The sequence below is a fragment of the Micromonospora sp. CPM1 genome, from assembly GCF_023896895.1.
In the GTDB taxonomy this organism is placed as follows: Bacteria; Actinomycetota; Actinomycetes; order Mycobacteriales; family Micromonosporaceae; genus Micromonospora; species Micromonospora tulbaghiae.
Window position 1 is genome coordinate 17,407 of the sequence record NZ_JAMHIU010000036.1, and the last position, 17,404, is coordinate 34,810.

The 17,404-nt window shown below is 74.4% G+C and carries 19 protein-coding genes; 11 read left to right on the forward strand and 8 right to left on the reverse strand.

The window, feature by feature from the left end; translation table 11 throughout:
• Positions 1 to 3: 3 nt before the first annotated feature.
• On the reverse strand, positions 4 to 1,140 hold the full coding sequence (locus M8C11_RS28150; RefSeq protein WP_252454379.1) for a lytic polysaccharide monooxygenase: 1,137 nt from the start codon (positions 1,138 to 1,140) through the stop codon (positions 4 to 6).
• Positions 1,141 to 1,476: 336 nt separating this feature from the next.
• Between M8C11_RS28150 and M8C11_RS28155 the strand changes: the two genes are divergently transcribed.
• Positions 1,477 to 2,406: a carbohydrate kinase gene (locus M8C11_RS28155; protein ID WP_252454380.1), complete on the forward strand. Its 930-nt coding sequence runs from the start codon at positions 1,477 to 1,479 to the stop codon at positions 2,404 to 2,406.
• 16 nt (positions 2,407 to 2,422) lie between these two features.
• Here M8C11_RS28155 and M8C11_RS28160 read toward each other — a convergent pair whose 3' ends face one another.
• Positions 2,423 to 3,649, reverse strand: coding sequence for a multidrug effflux MFS transporter (locus tag M8C11_RS28160; RefSeq protein WP_252454381.1), 1,227 nt, complete (start codon positions 3,647 to 3,649; stop codon positions 2,423 to 2,425).
• 82 nt (positions 3,650 to 3,731) lie between these two features.
• Between M8C11_RS28160 and M8C11_RS28165 the strand changes: the two genes are divergently transcribed.
• Together M8C11_RS28165 and M8C11_RS28170 are read left to right on the forward strand one after the other, a co-directional pair.
• Positions 3,732 to 4,241, forward strand: coding sequence for a MarR family transcriptional regulator (locus tag M8C11_RS28165; protein ID WP_252454382.1), 510 nt, complete (start codon positions 3,732 to 3,734; stop codon positions 4,239 to 4,241).
• Between the two features lie 7 nt (positions 4,242 to 4,248).
• Positions 4,249 to 5,151: an aminoglycoside phosphotransferase family protein gene (locus M8C11_RS28170; protein ID WP_252454383.1), complete on the forward strand. Its 903-nt coding sequence runs from the start codon at positions 4,249 to 4,251 to the stop codon at positions 5,149 to 5,151.
• 13 nt (positions 5,152 to 5,164) lie between these two features.
• Here M8C11_RS28170 and M8C11_RS28175 read toward each other — a convergent pair whose 3' ends face one another.
• Both M8C11_RS28175 and M8C11_RS28180 read right to left on the reverse strand, forming a co-directional pair.
• A complete protein-coding gene (locus tag M8C11_RS28175) occupies positions 5,165 to 5,992 on the reverse strand; it encodes an MBL fold metallo-hydrolase (protein WP_121686023.1) in 828 nt (275 codons plus the stop codon).
• Positions 5,989 to 6,393 carry a thioesterase family protein gene (locus M8C11_RS28180; protein ID WP_121686027.1) on the reverse strand — a complete coding sequence of 135 codons (405 nt, stop codon included), beginning with the start codon at positions 6,391 to 6,393 and terminating at the stop codon, positions 5,989 to 5,991. Before M8C11_RS28180 ends, M8C11_RS28175 begins: the two co-directional genes overlap by 4 nt.
• A gap of 115 nt (positions 6,394 to 6,508) precedes the next feature.
• On the opposite strand from M8C11_RS28180, the gene M8C11_RS28185 reads away from it, so the two are divergent.
• Positions 6,509 to 7,579 (forward strand): phosphatase PAP2 family protein, encoded by a 1,071-nt coding sequence (locus M8C11_RS28185; RefSeq protein WP_252454384.1) that lies wholly within the window; start codon positions 6,509 to 6,511, stop codon positions 7,577 to 7,579.
• A 33-nt stretch (positions 7,580 to 7,612) separates the two neighbouring features.
• Here the strand turns inward: M8C11_RS28185 and M8C11_RS28190 are convergent, their stop codons facing one another.
• The 3 genes from M8C11_RS28190 to M8C11_RS28200 form a co-directional block, all read right to left on the reverse strand.
• Positions 7,613 to 8,980, reverse strand: a complete 1,368-nt coding sequence (locus tag M8C11_RS28190) for a PH domain-containing protein (protein ID WP_252454390.1) — start codon at positions 8,978 to 8,980, stop codon at positions 7,613 to 7,615.
• Positions 8,981 to 9,246: 266 nt separating this feature from the next.
• Positions 9,247 to 9,774, reverse strand: a complete 528-nt coding sequence (locus M8C11_RS28195) for a PH domain-containing protein (protein ID WP_120568984.1) — start codon at positions 9,772 to 9,774, stop codon at positions 9,247 to 9,249.
• Between the two features lie 73 nt (positions 9,775 to 9,847).
• Positions 9,848 to 10,057 carry a hypothetical protein gene (locus tag M8C11_RS28200; RefSeq protein WP_120568985.1) on the reverse strand — a complete coding sequence of 70 codons (210 nt, stop codon included), beginning with the start codon at positions 10,055 to 10,057 and terminating at the stop codon, positions 9,848 to 9,850.
• 254 nt (positions 10,058 to 10,311) lie between these two features.
• Between M8C11_RS28200 and M8C11_RS28205 the strand changes: the two genes are divergently transcribed.
• The 7 genes from M8C11_RS28205 to M8C11_RS28235 all read left to right on the forward strand — a co-directional run bounded on the left by M8C11_RS28205 (position 10,312) and on the right by M8C11_RS28235 (position 17,256).
• Positions 10,312 to 11,418: a MoxR family ATPase gene (locus M8C11_RS28205; protein WP_120568986.1), complete on the forward strand. Its 1,107-nt coding sequence runs from the start codon at positions 10,312 to 10,314 to the stop codon at positions 11,416 to 11,418.
• Positions 11,397 to 12,344, forward strand: coding sequence for a DUF58 domain-containing protein (locus M8C11_RS28210; RefSeq protein WP_252454385.1), 948 nt, complete (start codon positions 11,397 to 11,399; stop codon positions 12,342 to 12,344). Before M8C11_RS28205 ends, M8C11_RS28210 begins: the two co-directional genes overlap by 22 nt.
• Positions 12,341 to 13,291, forward strand: coding sequence for a VWA domain-containing protein (locus M8C11_RS28215; protein ID WP_013287373.1), 951 nt, complete (start codon positions 12,341 to 12,343; stop codon positions 13,289 to 13,291). Before M8C11_RS28210 ends, M8C11_RS28215 begins: the two co-directional genes overlap by 4 nt.
• A 568-nt stretch (positions 13,292 to 13,859) precedes the next feature.
• Positions 13,860 to 14,564, forward strand: a complete 705-nt coding sequence (fabG, locus tag M8C11_RS28220; protein WP_252454387.1) for a beta-ketoacyl-ACP reductase — start codon at positions 13,860 to 13,862, stop codon at positions 14,562 to 14,564.
• A 23-nt stretch (positions 14,565 to 14,587) separates the two neighbouring features.
• Positions 14,588 to 15,355, forward strand: a complete 768-nt coding sequence (gene fabI, locus M8C11_RS28225; protein ID WP_120568990.1) for an enoyl-ACP reductase FabI — start codon at positions 14,588 to 14,590, stop codon at positions 15,353 to 15,355.
• 57 nt (positions 15,356 to 15,412) lie between these two features.
• Positions 15,413 to 16,444 carry a ferrochelatase gene (locus tag M8C11_RS28230; protein ID WP_252454389.1) on the forward strand — a complete coding sequence of 344 codons (1,032 nt, stop codon included), beginning with the start codon at positions 15,413 to 15,415 and terminating at the stop codon, positions 16,442 to 16,444.
• Complete coding sequence (locus M8C11_RS28235) at positions 16,393 to 17,256, forward strand: HAD-IIA family hydrolase (protein WP_192580785.1); 864 nt, start codon at positions 16,393 to 16,395, stop codon at positions 17,254 to 17,256. Before M8C11_RS28230 ends, M8C11_RS28235 begins: the two co-directional genes overlap by 52 nt.
• 16 nt (positions 17,257 to 17,272) lie before the next feature.
• Here M8C11_RS28235 and M8C11_RS28240 read toward each other — a convergent pair.
• Positions 17,273 to 17,404: integrase core domain-containing protein (locus M8C11_RS28240; protein WP_252454392.1), on the reverse strand; the 132-nt coding region annotated here is incomplete at its 5' end.

Here is a 17,404-nt window from a genome sequence, read left to right on the forward strand (position 1 = left end):
TGATCACCGACCGGTGCAGGTGACTGTCGGCAGGGTGTTGGTGCCGGAGAAGTTCGCGGTGAAGCCGAACGTGGTGGTGCCCTCCGGCGGGACGCTGCCGTTGTAGGCGGCGTTGGAGACGCTCACCGACGCCCCGCTGCCGCTCAACGTGCCGTTCCACACCTGGTTGATGGTCTGGCCGCTGGGCCAGGTCCAGTTCGCGGTCCACCCGGAGTACGTCCGGGTGCTGTGGTTCATGATCGTCACTTCGCCCTGGAAGCCGCCGCCCCAGGCGGTGACCACCTTGTACACCGCCATGCAGGAGCCGGACGGCATGGTCGGGCTGCTCGTCACCGGCGGAGGCGAGGTCGGCGGCGCGGTCGTCGGGGGCGCGGTGGTCGGCGGCGCGGTGGTCGGCGGCGCGGTCGTCGGGGGGTTGCTGCCGCCCGAGCCGATCCCGGTCACCTCGCCGTTACCGCCGTCGAACGTCACGTCCGAGCAGCCGAAGAAGTTCTCCTGGCTGTCCGAGCGCACCCAGCGCGAGTAGATGATGTGCCGGCCGCTCTTGTTCGACGGCAGGTTGCCGCTGAAGTAGTAGTGGCCGTCGTTGGTGCCCACAGCGCCGCGCTGCGGCGGGTTGGTCACCTGGAGGAACGGCTGCTCCTCCAGGTCGCTCCAGGCCAGCGGCCGGTTCGGGCTCCAGCTGTCCTTGGTCACGTAGAAGTAGAACGTGCCCGGGTGGTGGGCCCAGTTGCTGTACCGGAACTCGATCGACCGCCCGGCCGTCAGGTGGGTGACCGGCCAGTCGGTGCGCGCCGCGTCGTACCCGCTGAAGCCGGGGTTGCCGCCGCTGCACAGCTTGCCGTCGGGGATGAACCCGACGGTCCGCCCGCCGGCGTCGGAGCGCAGCACGCTGAACCAGTTGTACAGCGAGTTCGCCCCGCTCTCGGCCACCGCCGACGAGCAGGCGGGGTTGTTCGGCCGGATCTCACCGGTTCCGGTGAGGCCGTCCTTCCAGCACAGGTAGGTGCGGGCGCCCGGCGTCATGGCCGCGCCGTGCGCGGCCGCCGGTCCGGAGTTGGTGGCCAGGGCGAACGCGCCCACGGCCAGGGTGGCGGCCGCGGTGAGCAACGCGGCCGTACGGGATCGGGTTCGGTGCACGGGGATCTCCTGACTCGCGGAGCGAGGCCCGGTTCGGCCCGCTCCGCTGGGACGAGCGGATGCGACGATCGCGGTGCCCGCGCCCGGTCGGTGTGCGGCCGGGGCCGTCGGCGGGCGCGCACCGCCTGCGGTCCGTTGCCCACGGACCGTGGATGCCCTCGCGTCGGCTCGACCCGGCAGCCGGCGACGCGGCAGCCCCCCGCGTCGTCACCCGGCATCGCCATCCCACCACGTCGGGACGCGGCTCGCAATAGGTGCCGCTCGATGCCCGGGTCCGGACGCGCCGCGACCCCGGCATGCGCCAGGATCGGGGGGAGGACGACGAGGGGAGCCAGGATGGGTTACGCGGTGGTGCTCGGCGAGGCGCTGGTGGACCTGCTCGACGCCGAGCACGACGGGGAACCCGTCTACCGGCAGGCGATCGGCGGCGGCCCGCTCAACGTGGCGGTGGCGATCGCCCGGCTGGGCGGGGACGCGCGGTTCGTCGGGTCGCTCGGCGACGACGCGCTGGCCGGGCGGATCCGCGCCTTCCTCACCGACGCCGGCGTGGACGTGAGCGGGACGGTGACGGCGCCGGCGCCGACCGCGCTCGCGGTGGCCACGTTCGCCGGCGCGGAGCCGGACTTCCGCTTCTACGGCGAGCCCCGCTCGTACGCGCTGCTCGGCCCGGACGACCTGGACGTGGCGCTGGTCGAGGGCGCGGACGTGCTCTACTGCGGCTCGATCGTGCTGCTCGACCCGCCGGTGCTGGCCGCCGCCCGGCGCGCCTGGTCGATCGCGGGCGCGCTGCGGGTGTTCGACCCGAACGTGCGGCCCCGCCTGCTCACCGCGCCGGGCGCGCTGGACGGGCTGCGGGCGGTGGTCGCCGAGTTCGCCGCCGGGGCGCACCTGGTCAAGCTCAGCGCCGCCGACGCGCGGCTGCTCTACCCGGACGAGCCGGTCGAGGGCGTCGCCGCGTACCTGCGGGAACTGGGCGCGAGCACCGTCGTGGTCACGCTCGGCGCGGACGGCGCCCTGGTCGCCGCCGCCGACGACGTGGTACGCGTACCCGCGCCGAAGGTGGCCGCGGTGGACGCGACAGGCGCGGGCGACTCGGTGATGGGCGCGCTGGTGGCGGACCTGCTGGCCGCCGGTGAGCCGGTCGAGCCGACCGGCTGGCGGGAGCGGGTCGCGTTCGCGCTGCGGGTGGCGGCGGTGGTGTGCGAGTCCCCGGGCGGCGCCACCGCCATGCCCACCCGCGCCCGGGTGGCCGCCCGCTTCCCGTGATCCGCCCGGCCCGCGCTCAGGGGCGGGGGCGGGCCATCGTCAGGACGGCGGTCAGGGACAGGAACGCGGCGCCGGCCAGGACCACCGCCATCGGCAGCGCGCTGCCCTCGCCGCCGAGCCCGACCAGCGGCGCGGCCAGCGCGCCCACCACCGACTGGATGCCGCCCATCAGCGCGGCGGCGGTGCCCGCGTGCCGGGCGTGCGCGTCCAGCGCCAGCGCGGTGCTGTTCGGCATCACCATGCCGAGCGAGCCGACGAAGGCGAACAGCGCCACCGCCGTCACGGCCAGGCTGCCGGCCAGCGCGCCGGTCAGCACGCCGACCGCCGTGACCACGCCGACCACGAGCGTGGTGACCAGCAGCCGGCGCGGCGTGAACCGGTCGAGCAGCCGGGCGTTGGCCTGCCCGACCGCCACCAGGGCGAGCGCGTTGACGCCGAAGATGACGCTGAACACCGCGGCGGAGACGCCGAAGACGTCCTGGAACACGAACGACGACCCGGAGATGTACGCGAACAGCCCGGCGAACGCGAAGCCCTGCGTCAGCGCGTACCCGAGGTAGACCCGGTCGGCGAGCAGCGACCGCATGGTCCGGACGGTGCCTCCCAGGCCGCCGGTGCTGCGGCGCTCGGCGGGCAGCGTCTCCGGCAGGCGCAGCGCGACCGCGACGGCGAGCACCGCCCCGATGACGGCGAGCGTCACGAAGACGGCCCGCCACGAGCCGAACCGCAGCACCAGGCTCCCCACGCCGGGCGCCGCCACCGGCGCCACCCCGAAGACCAGGGTGAGCCGGGAGAAGTACTTCGCGGCGTCCCGGCCGGAGTAGAGGTCGCGGACCACGGCGCGGGCGACCACCACGCCCATGCCGCCGGCGACGCCCTGGGCGAACCGCGCGGCGGCCAGCAGCGGGGCGTTAGGCGCCGCGGCGCAGGCCAGCGCCAGCACCGTGTACGCGACCACGCCGACCAGCACCGGACGGCGGCGCCCCCAGCGGTCGCTGAGCGGACCGGTGACGAGCTGGCCCAGGGCGAGACCGATCAGGCAGGTGGTCAGCGAGAGCTGGATGCCGGCCTGGTCGGCGCCGAGGTCGCGGGTCATGGCCGGGAACGCCGGCAGGTACATGTCCAGCGACAGCGGGCCGATCGCGGTGAGCGTGCCGAGCAGCACCAGCAGCGTCACGCCGCCGGTGGTGGCCGTGGTGCGGTCGGCGGTCGGGCGCGCGGCGGCCGGCGCGGCGTTGCTCACGAGTGGGTACCCCCTGGATCGGTGCGTCCGGGGTACCTTACATCTGTAGTCAGAACTATTGCGATGTGAGGCGGGTGACCCCGTGGCGACGAACGAGCAGGTCGCGCGCGTCGGCGCGGTCGTGGGGGAGCTGCACCGGCTCCTGCGCCGGCGGACCGGGGCGCGCGTGGGACGAGACCCGCTGCCCGAGGCGCAGGTGGAGTTGCTGCTGCTGGTCCGGGAGACGCCGGGGATCAGCGGCAAGGAGGTGGCTCGTCGCCTCTGCACCGCGCCCAACACGGTGAGCACACTGGTCCGCGACCTCACCGACGCCGGGCTGCTGGCCCGCGACCGCGACCCCGTCGACCGCCGCGTGCTGCGGCTGCACGTGACCGAGGCCGCCCGGGCGCGGATGGCCGACTACGAGACCAACCGGGCCGCGCTGCTCGACGAGGCCCTGGCCGAGCTGGATCCGGCGGCGCGGGCGGCGATCCTGGCCGCCGCCCCGCACCTCGACGCGCTGCTCGGCGCCCTGCGGGGACATGCCCGGCCGGAACCGCCCGGGCGGGGCCCCGGAAACCCGGTGGCCGTCGCACCGGCCCGCCCCGCATGATCACCGGATGGCGCTGCACCAGGACGAGATACCGGTGGACGAACAGGTCGTCCGGGCACTGCTGGCCGACCAGCGCCCCGAGTGGGCCGCGCTGCCGCTGACGCCCGCGGGCGCCGGGACCGACAACACGATGTACCGGCTCGGCGCCGACCTGCTCGTCCGGCTGCCCCGGACCGCGGAGAAGGCCGGCGCCCTGCGCAAGGAACAGCGGTGGCTGCCCCGGCTCGCGCCGCTGCTGCCGTACCGGGTGCCGGAACCGGTGTACGCCGGCGTCCCGGCCGACGCCTTCCCGCTGCCCTGGTCGGTGCAACGGTGGATACCGGGCGACGAGGTCCGGCCCGGCACCGTCGGCGACTGGGCCGCGCTCGGCGCCGACCTGGCCGTGTTCGTCCGGCACCTGCACGCGGCCGACCTGCTCGGCGCGACCCGCGCGGGCGACCTGAGCGGATACCGCGGCGGCGCGCTGCGTCCCTGCGACACCTGGATCTCGGCGGCGCTCGACGACTGCCGCAGCCGCATCGGCGACGAGACGGACGTCGACACCCTGGTCCGGCTCTGGCGGGACGCCCTCGACCTGCCCGAACCGGCCGGCCCGCACGTCTGGCTGCACGGTGACCTCAAGCCCACCAACCTGCTCGTGCACGACGGCCGGTTGCGGGCCGTCATCGACTTCGGCGGCCTGACCGTCGGGCACCCCGACGCCGAGCACGCGCCGATCTGGGACCTCCCGCCGCCGGCCCGGCACGCCTACCGCGAGGCGCTCGGCGTGGACGACGTGACCTGGGCGCGAGCCCGCGCCTGGGCGCTCGGGGTGGCGGCCAGCGGCGTCTCCTACTACTGGGACACGTTCCCGGCGTTCGTCGCCGAGTGCCGCAACCGCCTCCGCGAGATCCTGGCCGACGCCGGATGAGCCCGGCCGCCGGTCAGGCCGTGCCGTCCAGCTCCGCGTAGCCGCGGCGGGCAGCGATCAGACCCGGCCGGGCGCCGAACGGCGACTCGGCCGCCACCCGCTCCGGCGGGGCGCTGCCGGTGTGCCCGGCCCGGATCAGCCACGCCTGCCGCGCGAGCTGCGCGTGCTGCTCGCGGACGAAGTCCACGCCGACCGGCTCGCCGTGACCGGGCACCACCACCGTCGCGGGCGTGGTCATCCGCAGCAGGTCGGCCAGCGCGTCCGGCCACTTCAGGGGGTACGACTCCTCGAACGCCGGTGGCCCGCTCTGCTCCACCAGGTCGCCCGCGACCAGCACGTCCGCGTCCGGCACGTGCACCACCAGGTCGGCGTCGGTGTGCCCGTGCCCGGGATGGCGCAGCACCACCCGCCGGCCGCCCACGTCGAGCACCGTCTCCTCGTGCACCTCGTGCGTCGGCGCCCGCAGCTCGGTGTGCGCCAGCTCCTCGGCCAGCGCCGGATGCCCGGCGTGCATCTCCTCGTACGCGGCGCGGCGCACCGCGTCGGACCGGTCCCGCAGCGCCGCCGCGGCCTGGGCCTGCGCGTAGATCGCGGTCTCCGGCCCGGCCAGCGTGGCGTTGCCGAAGCAGTGGTCGAAGTGGTGGTGCGTGTTCACGATCGTCCACGGGTACGGCGTCACCGCCCGGGCAGCCTCCGCCAGCTCCCGGGCCTGCCCGGCGGTGGAGAGCGTGTCCACCAGCAGCGCCGCGCCGTCACCGACCACCAGCACGACGTTCACCGCGAGCGTCGGCTCGCGCAGCACGTGCACCCCGGCGGCGACCTCGGAGAACCCGGCGGTCATGACGGGCCGAGGGCCCGCTCGACGAAACGCTGCCGGTCGACCAGCACCCGCTCGACCCGGCCCTGCGCCGCCACGGTGGGCCCGTCGGTGACCGTCACGTCGAAGACGAGCCGCTTGCCGTCGACCTTCACCAGTTCGGCGTGGGCCGCCACGGTACGCCCCACCGGGGTGGCCGCGCGGTGCTCCAGTTCCACCCGTACGCCGACCGTGGTGGACCCGGACGGCATCCGGGTCGCGGTGGCGGCCACCGTCGCCGCCTCGGCCAGCGCCAGCACCCGGGGTGTGCCGAGCACCGGCACGTCCCCCGAGCCGACCGCCTGCGCGGTGTCGGCGTCGGTCACTGTCAGCTCGACCCGGGCGGTCAGGCCCGGCGAGAAGGGCGACTCCGGCTGCTCCTGCATGCGGCCGAGCCTAGTGCAGCCGACCCGCGGCCGTCCGGCGTCCGAGCCGCCGCCGGTCCGGTCGTCGCCGCCCGCCCGCAGGCCCACCGGTCGCCCGCCGTTAACCTTGTCCGCGATGGCCGAGCTGACACAATCTCCGACCCCCGCCCCCGACGCGACCACCGAAGCGCCCGACGGTGGGCGCCGCCGTGTGATCGCGATGACCATCTGGGGCGTCGCGTTCGTCGTCGCCTGGCTCGCCATCGGCCTGCCCACCGACCCGGCGTACGCGTTCCTGTGGATCTGGGCCGGCACGATCGCGTGGAACTCGGCCCGCCCGTGGCGCAGCCACCTGCGGTTCGCCCGGGACTGGATCCCGGTGGTGCTGCTGCTCGCCGCGTACAACCTGTCCCGGGGATTCGCCGACAACGGCGCCACCCCGCACGCGATGGAGCTGATCGTCGCCGACCGCTTCCTCACCGGATGGCTCACCGGCGGCGAGGTGCCGACGATCTGGCTCCAGGAGCGCCTGTACGACGCGTCCGAGGTGCGCTGGTGGGACGTGCTGGTGAGCTGGATCTACTTCTCGCACTTCGTGGCGACGTTCGCCGCCGCCGCAGTGCTGTGGATGCGGAACCGGCAGCGTTGGATCGCGTACATGTCCCGCTGGGGCTTCCTGTGCGCGGCCGGCCTGGTCACCTACTTCGCCTACCCGGCCGCGCCGCCGTGGTGGGCGGCGCAGAACGGCCTGCTGACCGAGGTCGCGCGGATCTCCACCCGGGGCTGGAAGGAGATCGGCATGCACGGCGCGGGCAACCTGCTCAACGCCGGGCAGATCGCCTCCAACCCGGTGGCCGCGATGCCGTCGCTGCACACCGCGTTCGCGCTGTTCGTGGTGCTGTTCTTCATGCGGTCGGTGCGCAAGCGCTGGTGGCCGCTGATGCTGGCGTACCCGCTGGCGATGACGTTCACGCTGATGTACAGCGGCGAGCACTACCTGATCGACGTGCTCGTCGGCTGGGCGTACGTGGGCATGACGTTCCTGGTGGTCGGCCTGGCCGAGCGCTGGTGGGCGGCGCGGCGGGCCCGGCGGGCCGGCGAGCCCGCCGTCGCGGCCGGGGCGCCGACCGCCGACGACGACACCGCCGCCGACACCCCGGACCGGGTGGCCGGCGACCGGGACGCGGTGCCCGCCGAGCGCCGGTAGGCCCGCACCCGCCGGTCCGCCGCCGCGGGCCGGTCAGCGCCCGCTGTCGGTACGGCGGGCGGCCCGCGACCGCTCGGTCAGCTCCGCGGCCAGCTCCCACGCGTCGGCCAGATCCCGGTCGACGGCCGCCGCCCCGGCCCCACCGGCGGTGTCCGCGTGCACGGTGGCCAGCCGCAGCAGCCGCTGCACCGGACCGCGGGTGACGCGCACGCTCTGGATCCGGGCGTACGGCACCAGCGTCAACTGCCGGGTCAGCAGCCCGGAGCGGGCCACGAAGACCTGCTCGTCGAGACCGGCGCCGACCACCTTGCGGCTCAGCGGGCGCAGCCACCGGGCCCGCGACGGGGGCGGCGTGGCGGGCAGCGCGTCCAGCCGTACGCCGGGCAGCACCTCCGCCACGACCATCGCGCCGGTGCCCGCGTCGCCGACCGGCAGCAGCCGGTCCGGGCGGTTGCGGTCGTCCGGCTCACCGGCCGAGTAGCCGGCCACCTCCAGCCGCAGCCGCAGCCACCCCTTCATCCGCCACAGCAGCGGCCAGGTCGCCCGTACCGTCTGCACCCGGTGCAACGGCACTGTCTGCATCCGCGTCTCCAGCAGCCCGTTGTGCACGCGCAGCGTGCCGTCGTCCCGGTCGAGCCGGAAGCTCCAGTCGTCGAGCACCCGGCGGATCGGTTGCAGCACCACGCCGGCCATCGCGGTGAGCGTGCTGGCCACCGCGATGAACGACCACGAGCCCTCGGAGAGGAACTGGGCGCCGACGAAGACCAGGCCCAGCGGCAGCAGGAACGCCTGCGGCGTGAGCAACTGGCTGATCAGCAGGTCCTGGTTGCGGACGGCGTGCAGCCGGCGTCCTTCCGGCACGGGCGGCGCGACCGGCGCGCCGGGCTCGGCCACCGGCGCCGGTGCCGGGGCGGATCGACCGGCCACCGCGAGCAGCCGCTGCCGCAACGCGGTGGCCTCGGCCACGCTGAGGTACGCCAGCGGCGCCTCGGTCTTGCCCCCGCCGACCACCTCCAGCCGCAGCTCGGCCAGGCCGGTGAGCTGGGCCAGCAGGGGCCGGACCACCTCCACCGCCTGCAACCGCTCCAGCGGGATGGCCCGGGTGCGCCGCCACAGCAGGCCCTCGTACACCCGCAGCTCGCGGCCCACCAGGTGGTAGCCGGTGTTCCACCAGCTCACCACCGACAGCACCGTGGCGCCGAGCACGAAGACGGTGACCAGCACCGCGAACCAGCCGAACCCGACGCGGGACAGCGTCGACCAGGAGAGCCCGGCGATCACCACGACCAGCGACTTCGCGCCGTGCAGCGCCGGGCTGAGCGGGTGCAGCCGCTGCCGTGGCTCCTCGCCGCCCGTGGGCGGCCCGGCGGCCGGACCCCACGGTCCCGGGTACGGCGGCAGCGGCGCGGGCCACGGCCCGGGCGCCGCGTCGGTACCGGGCGGTGGCCCGTATCCGGGCGCGGCCGAGCCGGGCGGCCCATGGCCGGGTGGCGGTGCGTACCCGGGAGGGGGTCCGTACCCGGACGGCGGTCCGTGTCCGGACGGCGGTCCGTGTCCGGGCGGCGGTCCGGGGACGGGCGGTGGTCCGTAACCCGGCGCGGGCGGGCCGGGGCTCGGGTCGGGCCGGTCGTCGTGGGGCGGCGGGGCGCCGGAGTCGCTCCGTTCGCTCACAGGCCCTCCGCCCGGTCCTCGCCCAGCGCGGTGAGCCGGTCGCGCAGCCGGGACGCCTCGGCCGGCCGCAGACCGGGCACCCGGGCGTCGCTCGCGGCGGCCGCCGTATGCAATTGCACCGTGGCGAGGTCGAACGCGCGCTCCAGCGGACCGGCGCTCACATCGACGAACTGCATCCGCGAGTACGGGACGATGGACAGCCGCCGCACCAGCAGGCCGTGCCGCACGAGCAGATCGTCGTCGCGCTCGGCGTACCCCCAGGCGCGGACCGCGCGCACGATGGTGACCGACCGCCAGACGCCGATGAGCAGCGCGACGCCGACGGCGGCGCCGAGCAGCCAGTGCCCGGACAGCGCCCAGGCCACGCCGAGCACCACGAGCGCCACTGCCAGCCCGATGCCGAGCCGGATCAGCTCCACCCAGATCAGGTCGCGGGAGATCGGCTGCCAGCGGACCGTGTCCGGCCAGGGCTCCAACGCGCTGCGCGAGGCGGGCGGAACGCCGGCGGGGCCGTCACCGCTCACCGGGAGGACCTGCCGTGCTCGCCGCCGGTACGGGCTCGGATCATCTGCTCGCTCACGCTTCGAGCGTAGGCGATCAGGGAAGCGGGACCACCTCGCGGAGGAAGCCGCGTGCCTCGAGGAAGTCACCGAGGGAGCCCCGGTGCTCCGGGCAGGCCAGCCAGGTCTTGCGCCGGTCCGGCGCGTGCAGGCGGGGATTGTGCCAGCGGAGCTGAAAGGCGGCGGGTGCGCGACACCCCCGCGCCGAGCAGATCAGCGTCTCGTCCGGGGTGGTGGGAGTCGTCACCGGGGCGAGTCTAGAGGCCGCACGCCGGGAGTTTTAGCGCCGGGCGGCCACGGGGGGAGCCGCCCGGCGACGGGGTGAATCGTACACACGGCGGACCCCTTGTTGTCCACCCGTGTTCAGCGTTTCCCGCGCGGCGGGACGGCGTGGCCGGACGGCGCGGCGAAAATCGTGCCTCTCCCACCCTCGGCTCTCAGCGAGGCATGACAGTCTTGATACGCACCACGCCGCGACGACGACCCTGCTGTGGAGGACCGGTGGCCCAGCCGACCACACCCGACGTGCCGAACCCGACCGAGGTGGCGCCGGACGCGCCGCCCCCGGCGGGCACCACCCCGGCACAGGACGCCACGCTGCTGGAGCGGGCGCTGTTCGAGACCAAGCGGGTGATCGTCGGCCAGGACCGGATGGTCGAGCGGATGTTCGTCGCGCTGCTGGCACGCGGTCACTGCCTGCTGGAGGGCGTGCCCGGTGTGGCCAAGACGCTCGCCGTGGAGACCCTGGCCCGGGTCGTCGGCGGTTCGTTCGCCCGCGTCCAGTTCACGCCCGACCTGGTGCCCGCAGACATCATGGGCACCCGGATCTACCGGCAGTCCAGCGAGAAGTTCGACGTCGAGCTGGGCCCGGTCTTCGTCAACTTCCTGCTCGCCGACGAGATCAACCGCGCACCGGCCAAGGTGCAGTCGGCGCTGCTGGAGGTGATGAGCGAGCGGCAGGTCTCCATCGGCGGCGAGAGCCACCGGGTGCCCGACCCGTTCCTGGTCATGGCCACCCAGAACCCGATCGAGCAGGAGGGCGTCTACCCGCTGCCGGAGGCGCAGCGGGACCGGTTCCTCATGAAGATCGTCGTGGGCTACCCGACCGACGCCGAGGAGCGCGAGATCGTCTACCGGATGGGTGTGGCCCCGCCCGAACCGGCCCGGGTGTTCGACACCCCGGACCTGGTCGCCCTCCAGCACAAGGCCGACCAGGTGTTCGTGCACAACGCGCTCGTCGACTACGCGGTCCGGCTGGTGCTCGCCACGCGGGCGCCGGCCGAGCACGGCATGCCCGACGTGGCCCAGCTCATCCAGTACGGCGCCAGCCCGCGCGCCTCGCTCGGCCTGGTCCGGGCCACCCGCGCGCTGGCGCTGCTGCGCGGCCGGGACTACGCGCTGCCGCAGGACGTGCAGGACATCGCGCCGGACATCCTGCGCCACCGGCTGGTGCTCAGCTACGACGCGCTCGCCGACGACGTACCGGCCGACCACATCGTGCACCGGGTGATGTCGACCATCCCGCTGCCCGCCGTCGCGCCCCGCCAGCAGGCCGCACCACCGCCGCCGGCCGTGCCGCACAACGGGTGGCCCGGGCAGCGGCCGTGACCTCGCCCACCCGGCTGAGCGCCACCGGCGACCGCTCGGGGGCCGCGCTGGCCCGGCTCCAGCTCATGGTCACCCGCAAGCTGGACGGGCTGCTCCAGGGCGACTACGCCGGGCTGCTGCCCGGTCCGGGCAGTGAGGCGGGGGAGTCCCGGGAGTACCGACCCGGCGACGACGTGCGCCGGATGGACTGGCCGGTCACCGCCCGCACCACCATGCCGCACGTGCGGCGTACGGTGGCCGACCGCGAACTGGAGACCTGGCTGGCCGTCGACATGTCGGCCAGCCTTGACTTCGGCACCGGACGGTGGCTCAAGCGGGACGTGGCGGTGGCCGCTGTCGCCGCGCTGGCCCACCTCACCGTGCGGGGCGGCAACCGGATCGGCGCGGTGGTCGGCACCGGCGGGCCGGGTACGGTGCTGCGGCTGCCCGCCCGCGGAGGCCGCAAGGAGGCGCAGGGGCTGCTGCGGGCGGTTGCCGGCGCCGAGATCCGGCCCGGCCGCAGCGACCTCGGCGCGCTCGTCGACATGCTCAACCGGCCGCCCCGGCGGCGCGGCGTGGCGGTGGTGATCTCCGACTTCCTCGCGCCGCCGCCGCAGTGGGGCCGGCCGCTGCGTAAGCTGCGGGTCCGCCACGACGTGCTGGCCGTCGAGGTGGTCGATCCGCGGGAACTGGAACTGCCCGACGTGGGGGTGCTGCCGGTGGTCGACCCGGAGAGCGGGGAACTGCACGAGGTGCAGACCGCGGACCCGGGCCTGCGCCGCCGGTACGCCGAGGCGGCGGCCGCCCAGCGTGGGGCGATCGCCGCCGAGCTGCGCGCCGCGGGCGCGGCCCACCTGCGCCTGCGTACCGACCGAGACTGGCTGCTGGACATGGTGCGTTTCGTCGCCGCGCAGCGGCACGCCCGCACCCGAGGGACGACTCGATGATCCGTTTTCTGCAACCGTGGTGGCTGCTGGCCGTGCTGCCGGTGCTCGCCCTCGCCGCCGCGTACGTCTGGCGGCAACTGCACCGCCGGCAGTACGCGCTGCGGTTCACCAACGTCGACCTGCTGCGCACCGTCGCGCCCAAGGGGCTGGGCTGGCGGCGGCACGTCGCGGCGACCGCGTTCCTGCTCTGCCTGCTGGTGCTGGCGACCGGGCTGGCCCGGCCGGCGATCGACACCCGCGAGCCGCTGGAACGGGCCACCGTGATGCTCGCCATCGACGTGTCGTTGTCGATGCAGGCCGACGACGTGTCGCCGAACCGCCTGGAGGCGGCGCAGGAGGCGGCCAAGCAGTTCGTCGGCGAACTGCCGGAGAGCTACAACCTGGGACTCGTCTCGTTCGCCAAGTCGGCGAACGTGCTGGTGCCGCCGACCAAGGACCGGGCCGCCGTCACCACCGCGATCGACGGGCTGGTGCTGGCCGAGGCGACCGCCACCGGCGAGGCGGTGTTCACCTGCCTGGAGGCGATCCGCTCGGTGCCGGCCGACGGCGCCGCCGGCATCCCGCCGGCCCGGATCGTGCTGCTGTCCGACGGCTACCGCACGTCGGGCCGCTCGGTCGAGGAGGCCGCCGCGGCGGCGCAGGCGGCGAACGTGCCGGTGTCCACCATCGCGTTCGGCACCGACTCCGGGCAGGTCGACATCGGCGGGCAGCTCCAGCGGGTGCCGGTGGACCGGACCGCGCTGTCCCAGCTCGCGGAGACCACGCAGGGCTTCTTCTACGAGGCCGCGTCGGCCAGCGAGCTGAAGCAGGTCTACCAGGACATGGGCAGCTCGATCGGCTACCGGACCGAGCCGCGCGAGATCACCCAGTGGTACGCGGGGATCGCGCTGCTGCTGGCCCTGTGCGCGGGCGGGCTGAGTCTGCTCTGGACGTCCCGGCTGGTCTGAGCCGGAACCGGCCGGCGGTGGTCAGTGACCGCCGCCGGCCAGCACGAACAGGACGGCCACCCAGACGGCGGCGAGGGTGAAGCCCAGCGGGGCGACGTAACGGCTCATGAGTGTGCTCCGTGGCGACGGTCGGCCCGGTGCGGGCCGATGGGGGTCGGGGCGTACGCGCACGAAGTCGTGACCGGGTGCTCCGCCGCGCGGCAGGGCCACCCCCGGCAGGTGTCGCCGGAGAGCGGATGCGGTGCGGGGGGCGGGAAGCGGGTCAGCCGCGTCGACGGAGCCGTGGCTCAGCGGGGCTGACGGTGGGCCCGGCCACGACTGGGAGGATCGCTATCTCGCACAGCGATCACCTCCTGCGGTCGGCGGAGCCCGGAGCGGGCACGGAGCGGCCCGCAGACGCGATCATCGTACACCGGGGGTGCGGGTGTCGCGCGCGCGGCCGACCGCCTCCGCGGACGTCCGCCGACGACGGCCGGGGTGGCCCTGTGACCTGCGCGGGTTAGCGCTTACCTGTCGGTAACCCCTAGGCTCCGACCGACCGAGAGATCACTGGAGCAGAGGGGGATCCGTGGCCCGAACCGTGCTGGTGACCGGCGGGAACCGGGGGATCGGCCTGGCCATCGCGCAGGCGTTCGCCAAGCAGGGCGACCGGGTGGCGGTGACGTACCGGAGCGGCGAAGCCCCCGAGGGCCTGTTCGGTGTGCGGTGTGACGTGACCGACGCCGAGTCGGTCGACGCCGCGTTCACCGCGATCGAGGCCGAACTCGGCCCGGTGGAGGTGCTGGTCGCCAACGCCGGCATCACCGACGACACGCTGATCATGCGGATGTCCGAGGAGCAGTTCGCCCGCGTCCTCGACACCAACCTGACCGGCTCGTTCCGGGTCGCCAAGCGGGCCTCGACGAAGATGCTTCGCGGCCGCTGGGGGCGGATGATCTTCATTTCCTCAGTGGTCGGTCTCTCCGGCGGCGCGGGTCAGGTCAACTACGCGGCCAGCAAGGCCGGCCTGGTCGGCGTGGCCCGCTCGATCACCCGCGAGCTGGGCACCCGCAACATCACCGCGAACGTGGTGGCACCCGGCTTCATCGACACCGACATGACCGCGGGCCTGCCCGAGGAGCGCAGGGCGGAGATCCGCAAGTCGATCCCGGCCGGCCGGATGGCCACCCCGGACGAGGTCGCGGGCGTCGTCACCTGGCTCGCCTCGGACGCGGCGGGATACGTCACCGGCGCCGTCATCCCGGTCGACGGCGGCCTCGGCATGGGTCACTGAGCAGAGCACGGAGGAGACACGCAATGTCCGGACTTCTCGCCGGTAAGCGGCTGCTGGTCACCGGCGTCATCACCGACGCGTCGATCGCCTTCTCGGTGGCGAAGCTCGCCCAGGAGAACGGCGCCCAGGTCGTGCTCACCGGCTACGGCCGGCTCTCCCTGGTGGAGCGGATCGCCAAGCGCCTGCCCGAGCCGGCGCCCGTGATCGAGCTGGACGTCAGCAACGAGGAACACCTGGCCGGGCTGGCCGACAAGGTACGCGAGCACGTCGACGGCCTGGACGGCGTCGTGCACTCGATCGGGTTCGCCCCGCAGAGCTGCCTCGGCGGCGGATTCCTCGACGCCCCCTGGGCGGACGTGGCGACCGCGCTCCAGGTCTCCACCTACTCGTACAAGTCCCTCGCCATGGCCGCGCTGCCGCTCATGTCCGCCGGCGGCGCCGTGGTGGGCCTCACGTTCGACGCCACCAAGGCGTGGCCGGTCTACGACTGGATGGGCGTGGCCAAGGCCGGGCTGGAGTCCGCCTCCCGCTACCTGGCGCTGCACCTGGGCAAGCAGGGCATCCGCAGCAACCTGGTCGCGGCCGGCCCGCTGCGCACCATCGCCGCCAAGTCCATCCCGGGCTTCGACCAGTTCGAGGACGCCTGGACCGAGCGGGCCCCGCTGGGCTGGAGCCTGACCGACCAGGAGCCGGCCGCGCGGGCCTGCCTGGCGCTGCTGTCCGACTGGTTCCCGGCCACCACCGGTGAGATCGTCCACGTCGACGGCGGCTACCACGCCATCGGCGCCTGACACCCGGACCCGGGGTGGCCGCCGCGCCGCCCCGGGCCGCGAGGGACAATGGTCCCCATGGCGTACGACGCGTTGGTGCTGGTCTCCTTCGGCGGCCCGGAGCGGCCCGAGGACGTTCTCCCGTTCCTGCAGAACGTGACCCGGGGGCGGGGAGTGCCGCCGGACCGGCTGGCCGAGGTCGCCGAGCACTACATGCACTTCGGCGGGGTGTCGCCGATCAACCAGCAGTGCCGTGACCTGCTCGCGGCGATCCGCGAGGACTTCGCCGCCAACGGCGTCGACCTGCCGGTCTACTGGGGCAACCGCAACTGGGATCCGATGCTCGCCGACACCGTCGCGCGGATGCGCGACGACGGGATCACCCGGGCGCTGGCGTTCGTCACCAGCGCGTACGGCGGCTACTCGTCCTGCCGGCAGTACCAGGAGGACATCGCCTCGGCCCGCGCCGCGGTCGGCCCGGACGCCCCGCTGATCGAGAAGCTCCGCCAGTTCTGGGACCACCCCGGCTTCATCGAGCCGCACGTCGACGCGGTCCGGGCCGCGCTGGCCCAGCTCGACCCGGCGAAGCGGGACAGCACCCGGCTGGTCTTCACGGCGCACTCGGTCCCGATGTCCGCGGCGGCCACCGCCGGCCCGCACGGCGGCCGCTACACCGCCCAGCTCGAGGAGGCCGCCCGGCTGGTGCACGCCGCGGCCGCGCCCGACCTGGCGTACGACCTGGTCTGGCAGAGCCGGTCCGGGCCGCCGCAGGTGCCGTGGCTGGAGCCGGACGTCAACGACCACCTGGCCACGCTGCCCGAGCAGGGCGTGACGGGCGTGGTGGTCAGCCCGATCGGCTTCGTCTCCGACCACCTGGAGGTGGTGTGGGACCTGGACACCGAGGCGCTGGAGACGGCCAAGCAGCTCGGCCTGGACTTCGTCCGCGCCGGCACGCCGGGCACCGATCCGCGGTTCGTGGCGATGGTCCGCGAGCTGGTCGGAGAGCGCACCGCCCCGGACGGCGAGCGGCTGCGCCGCCGCCTCGGCGAGCTGCCCGCCTGGGACACCTGCCCGGCGTTGTGCTGCGTGCCCCCGGCCCGCCGGCCCTGAGCCCGACCCGACGACACCCTGGGGACGACACGATGCTTGACCGCAAGCCGGTGCAGAGCTGGCTCACCGACATGGACGGCGTGCTGGTGCACGAGGGGCAGCCGGTGCCCGGCGCCCCGGAGTTCGTCAAGAAGCTGCGTGCCTCCGGCAAGCCGTTCCTGGTGCTGACGAACAACTCCATCTACACGCCGCGCGACCTCCAGGCCCGGCTGGCCCGGATGGGGCTGGACGTGCCGGAGGAGGCGATCTGGTCGTCCGCGCTGGCCACCGCCCAGTTCCTGGCCGACCAGCGGCCGGGCGGCACCGCGTACGTGATCGGTGAGGCCGGCCTGACCACGGCGCTGCACGCGGTGGGGTACGTGCTCAGCGACTTCGCCCCGGACTACGTGGTGCTGGGGGAGACGCGCACCTACAGCTTCGAGGCGATAACCAAGGCGATCCGGCTGATCAACGACGGCGCGCGATTCATCTGCACCAACCCGGACGCCACCGGCCCGTCGATGGAGGGTGCGCTGCCGGCGGCCGGCTCGGTGGCGGCGATGATCTCGAAGGCGACCGGCGTCGACCCGTACTTCGTCGGCAAGCCCAACCCGATGATGATGCGCTCGGCGCTGAACACCATCGACGCGCACTCCGAGTCGACCGCCATGATCGGCGATCGGATGGACACCGACATCCTGTGCGGCCTGGAGGCCGGGCTGGAGACGATCCTGGTGCTCACCGGCATCAGCAGCCGGACCGAGGCGGAGCGGTACCCGTACCGGCCGTCGCGGATCGTCGACTCGGTGGCCGACCTGATCGACGAGGTCTGAGCCGGGGTCTGCGGCGCTAGATGTAATGCCCAGCAGCGTTGTTGACGCGGCTGATGGGTGGTTTGCCGCCGAGTGAGGTGTGGTTGCGGTGGTGGTTGTAGGTGTGCAACCAGGCGGGTAGAGCGTCAGCGCGTTGCTGGTTGCTGGT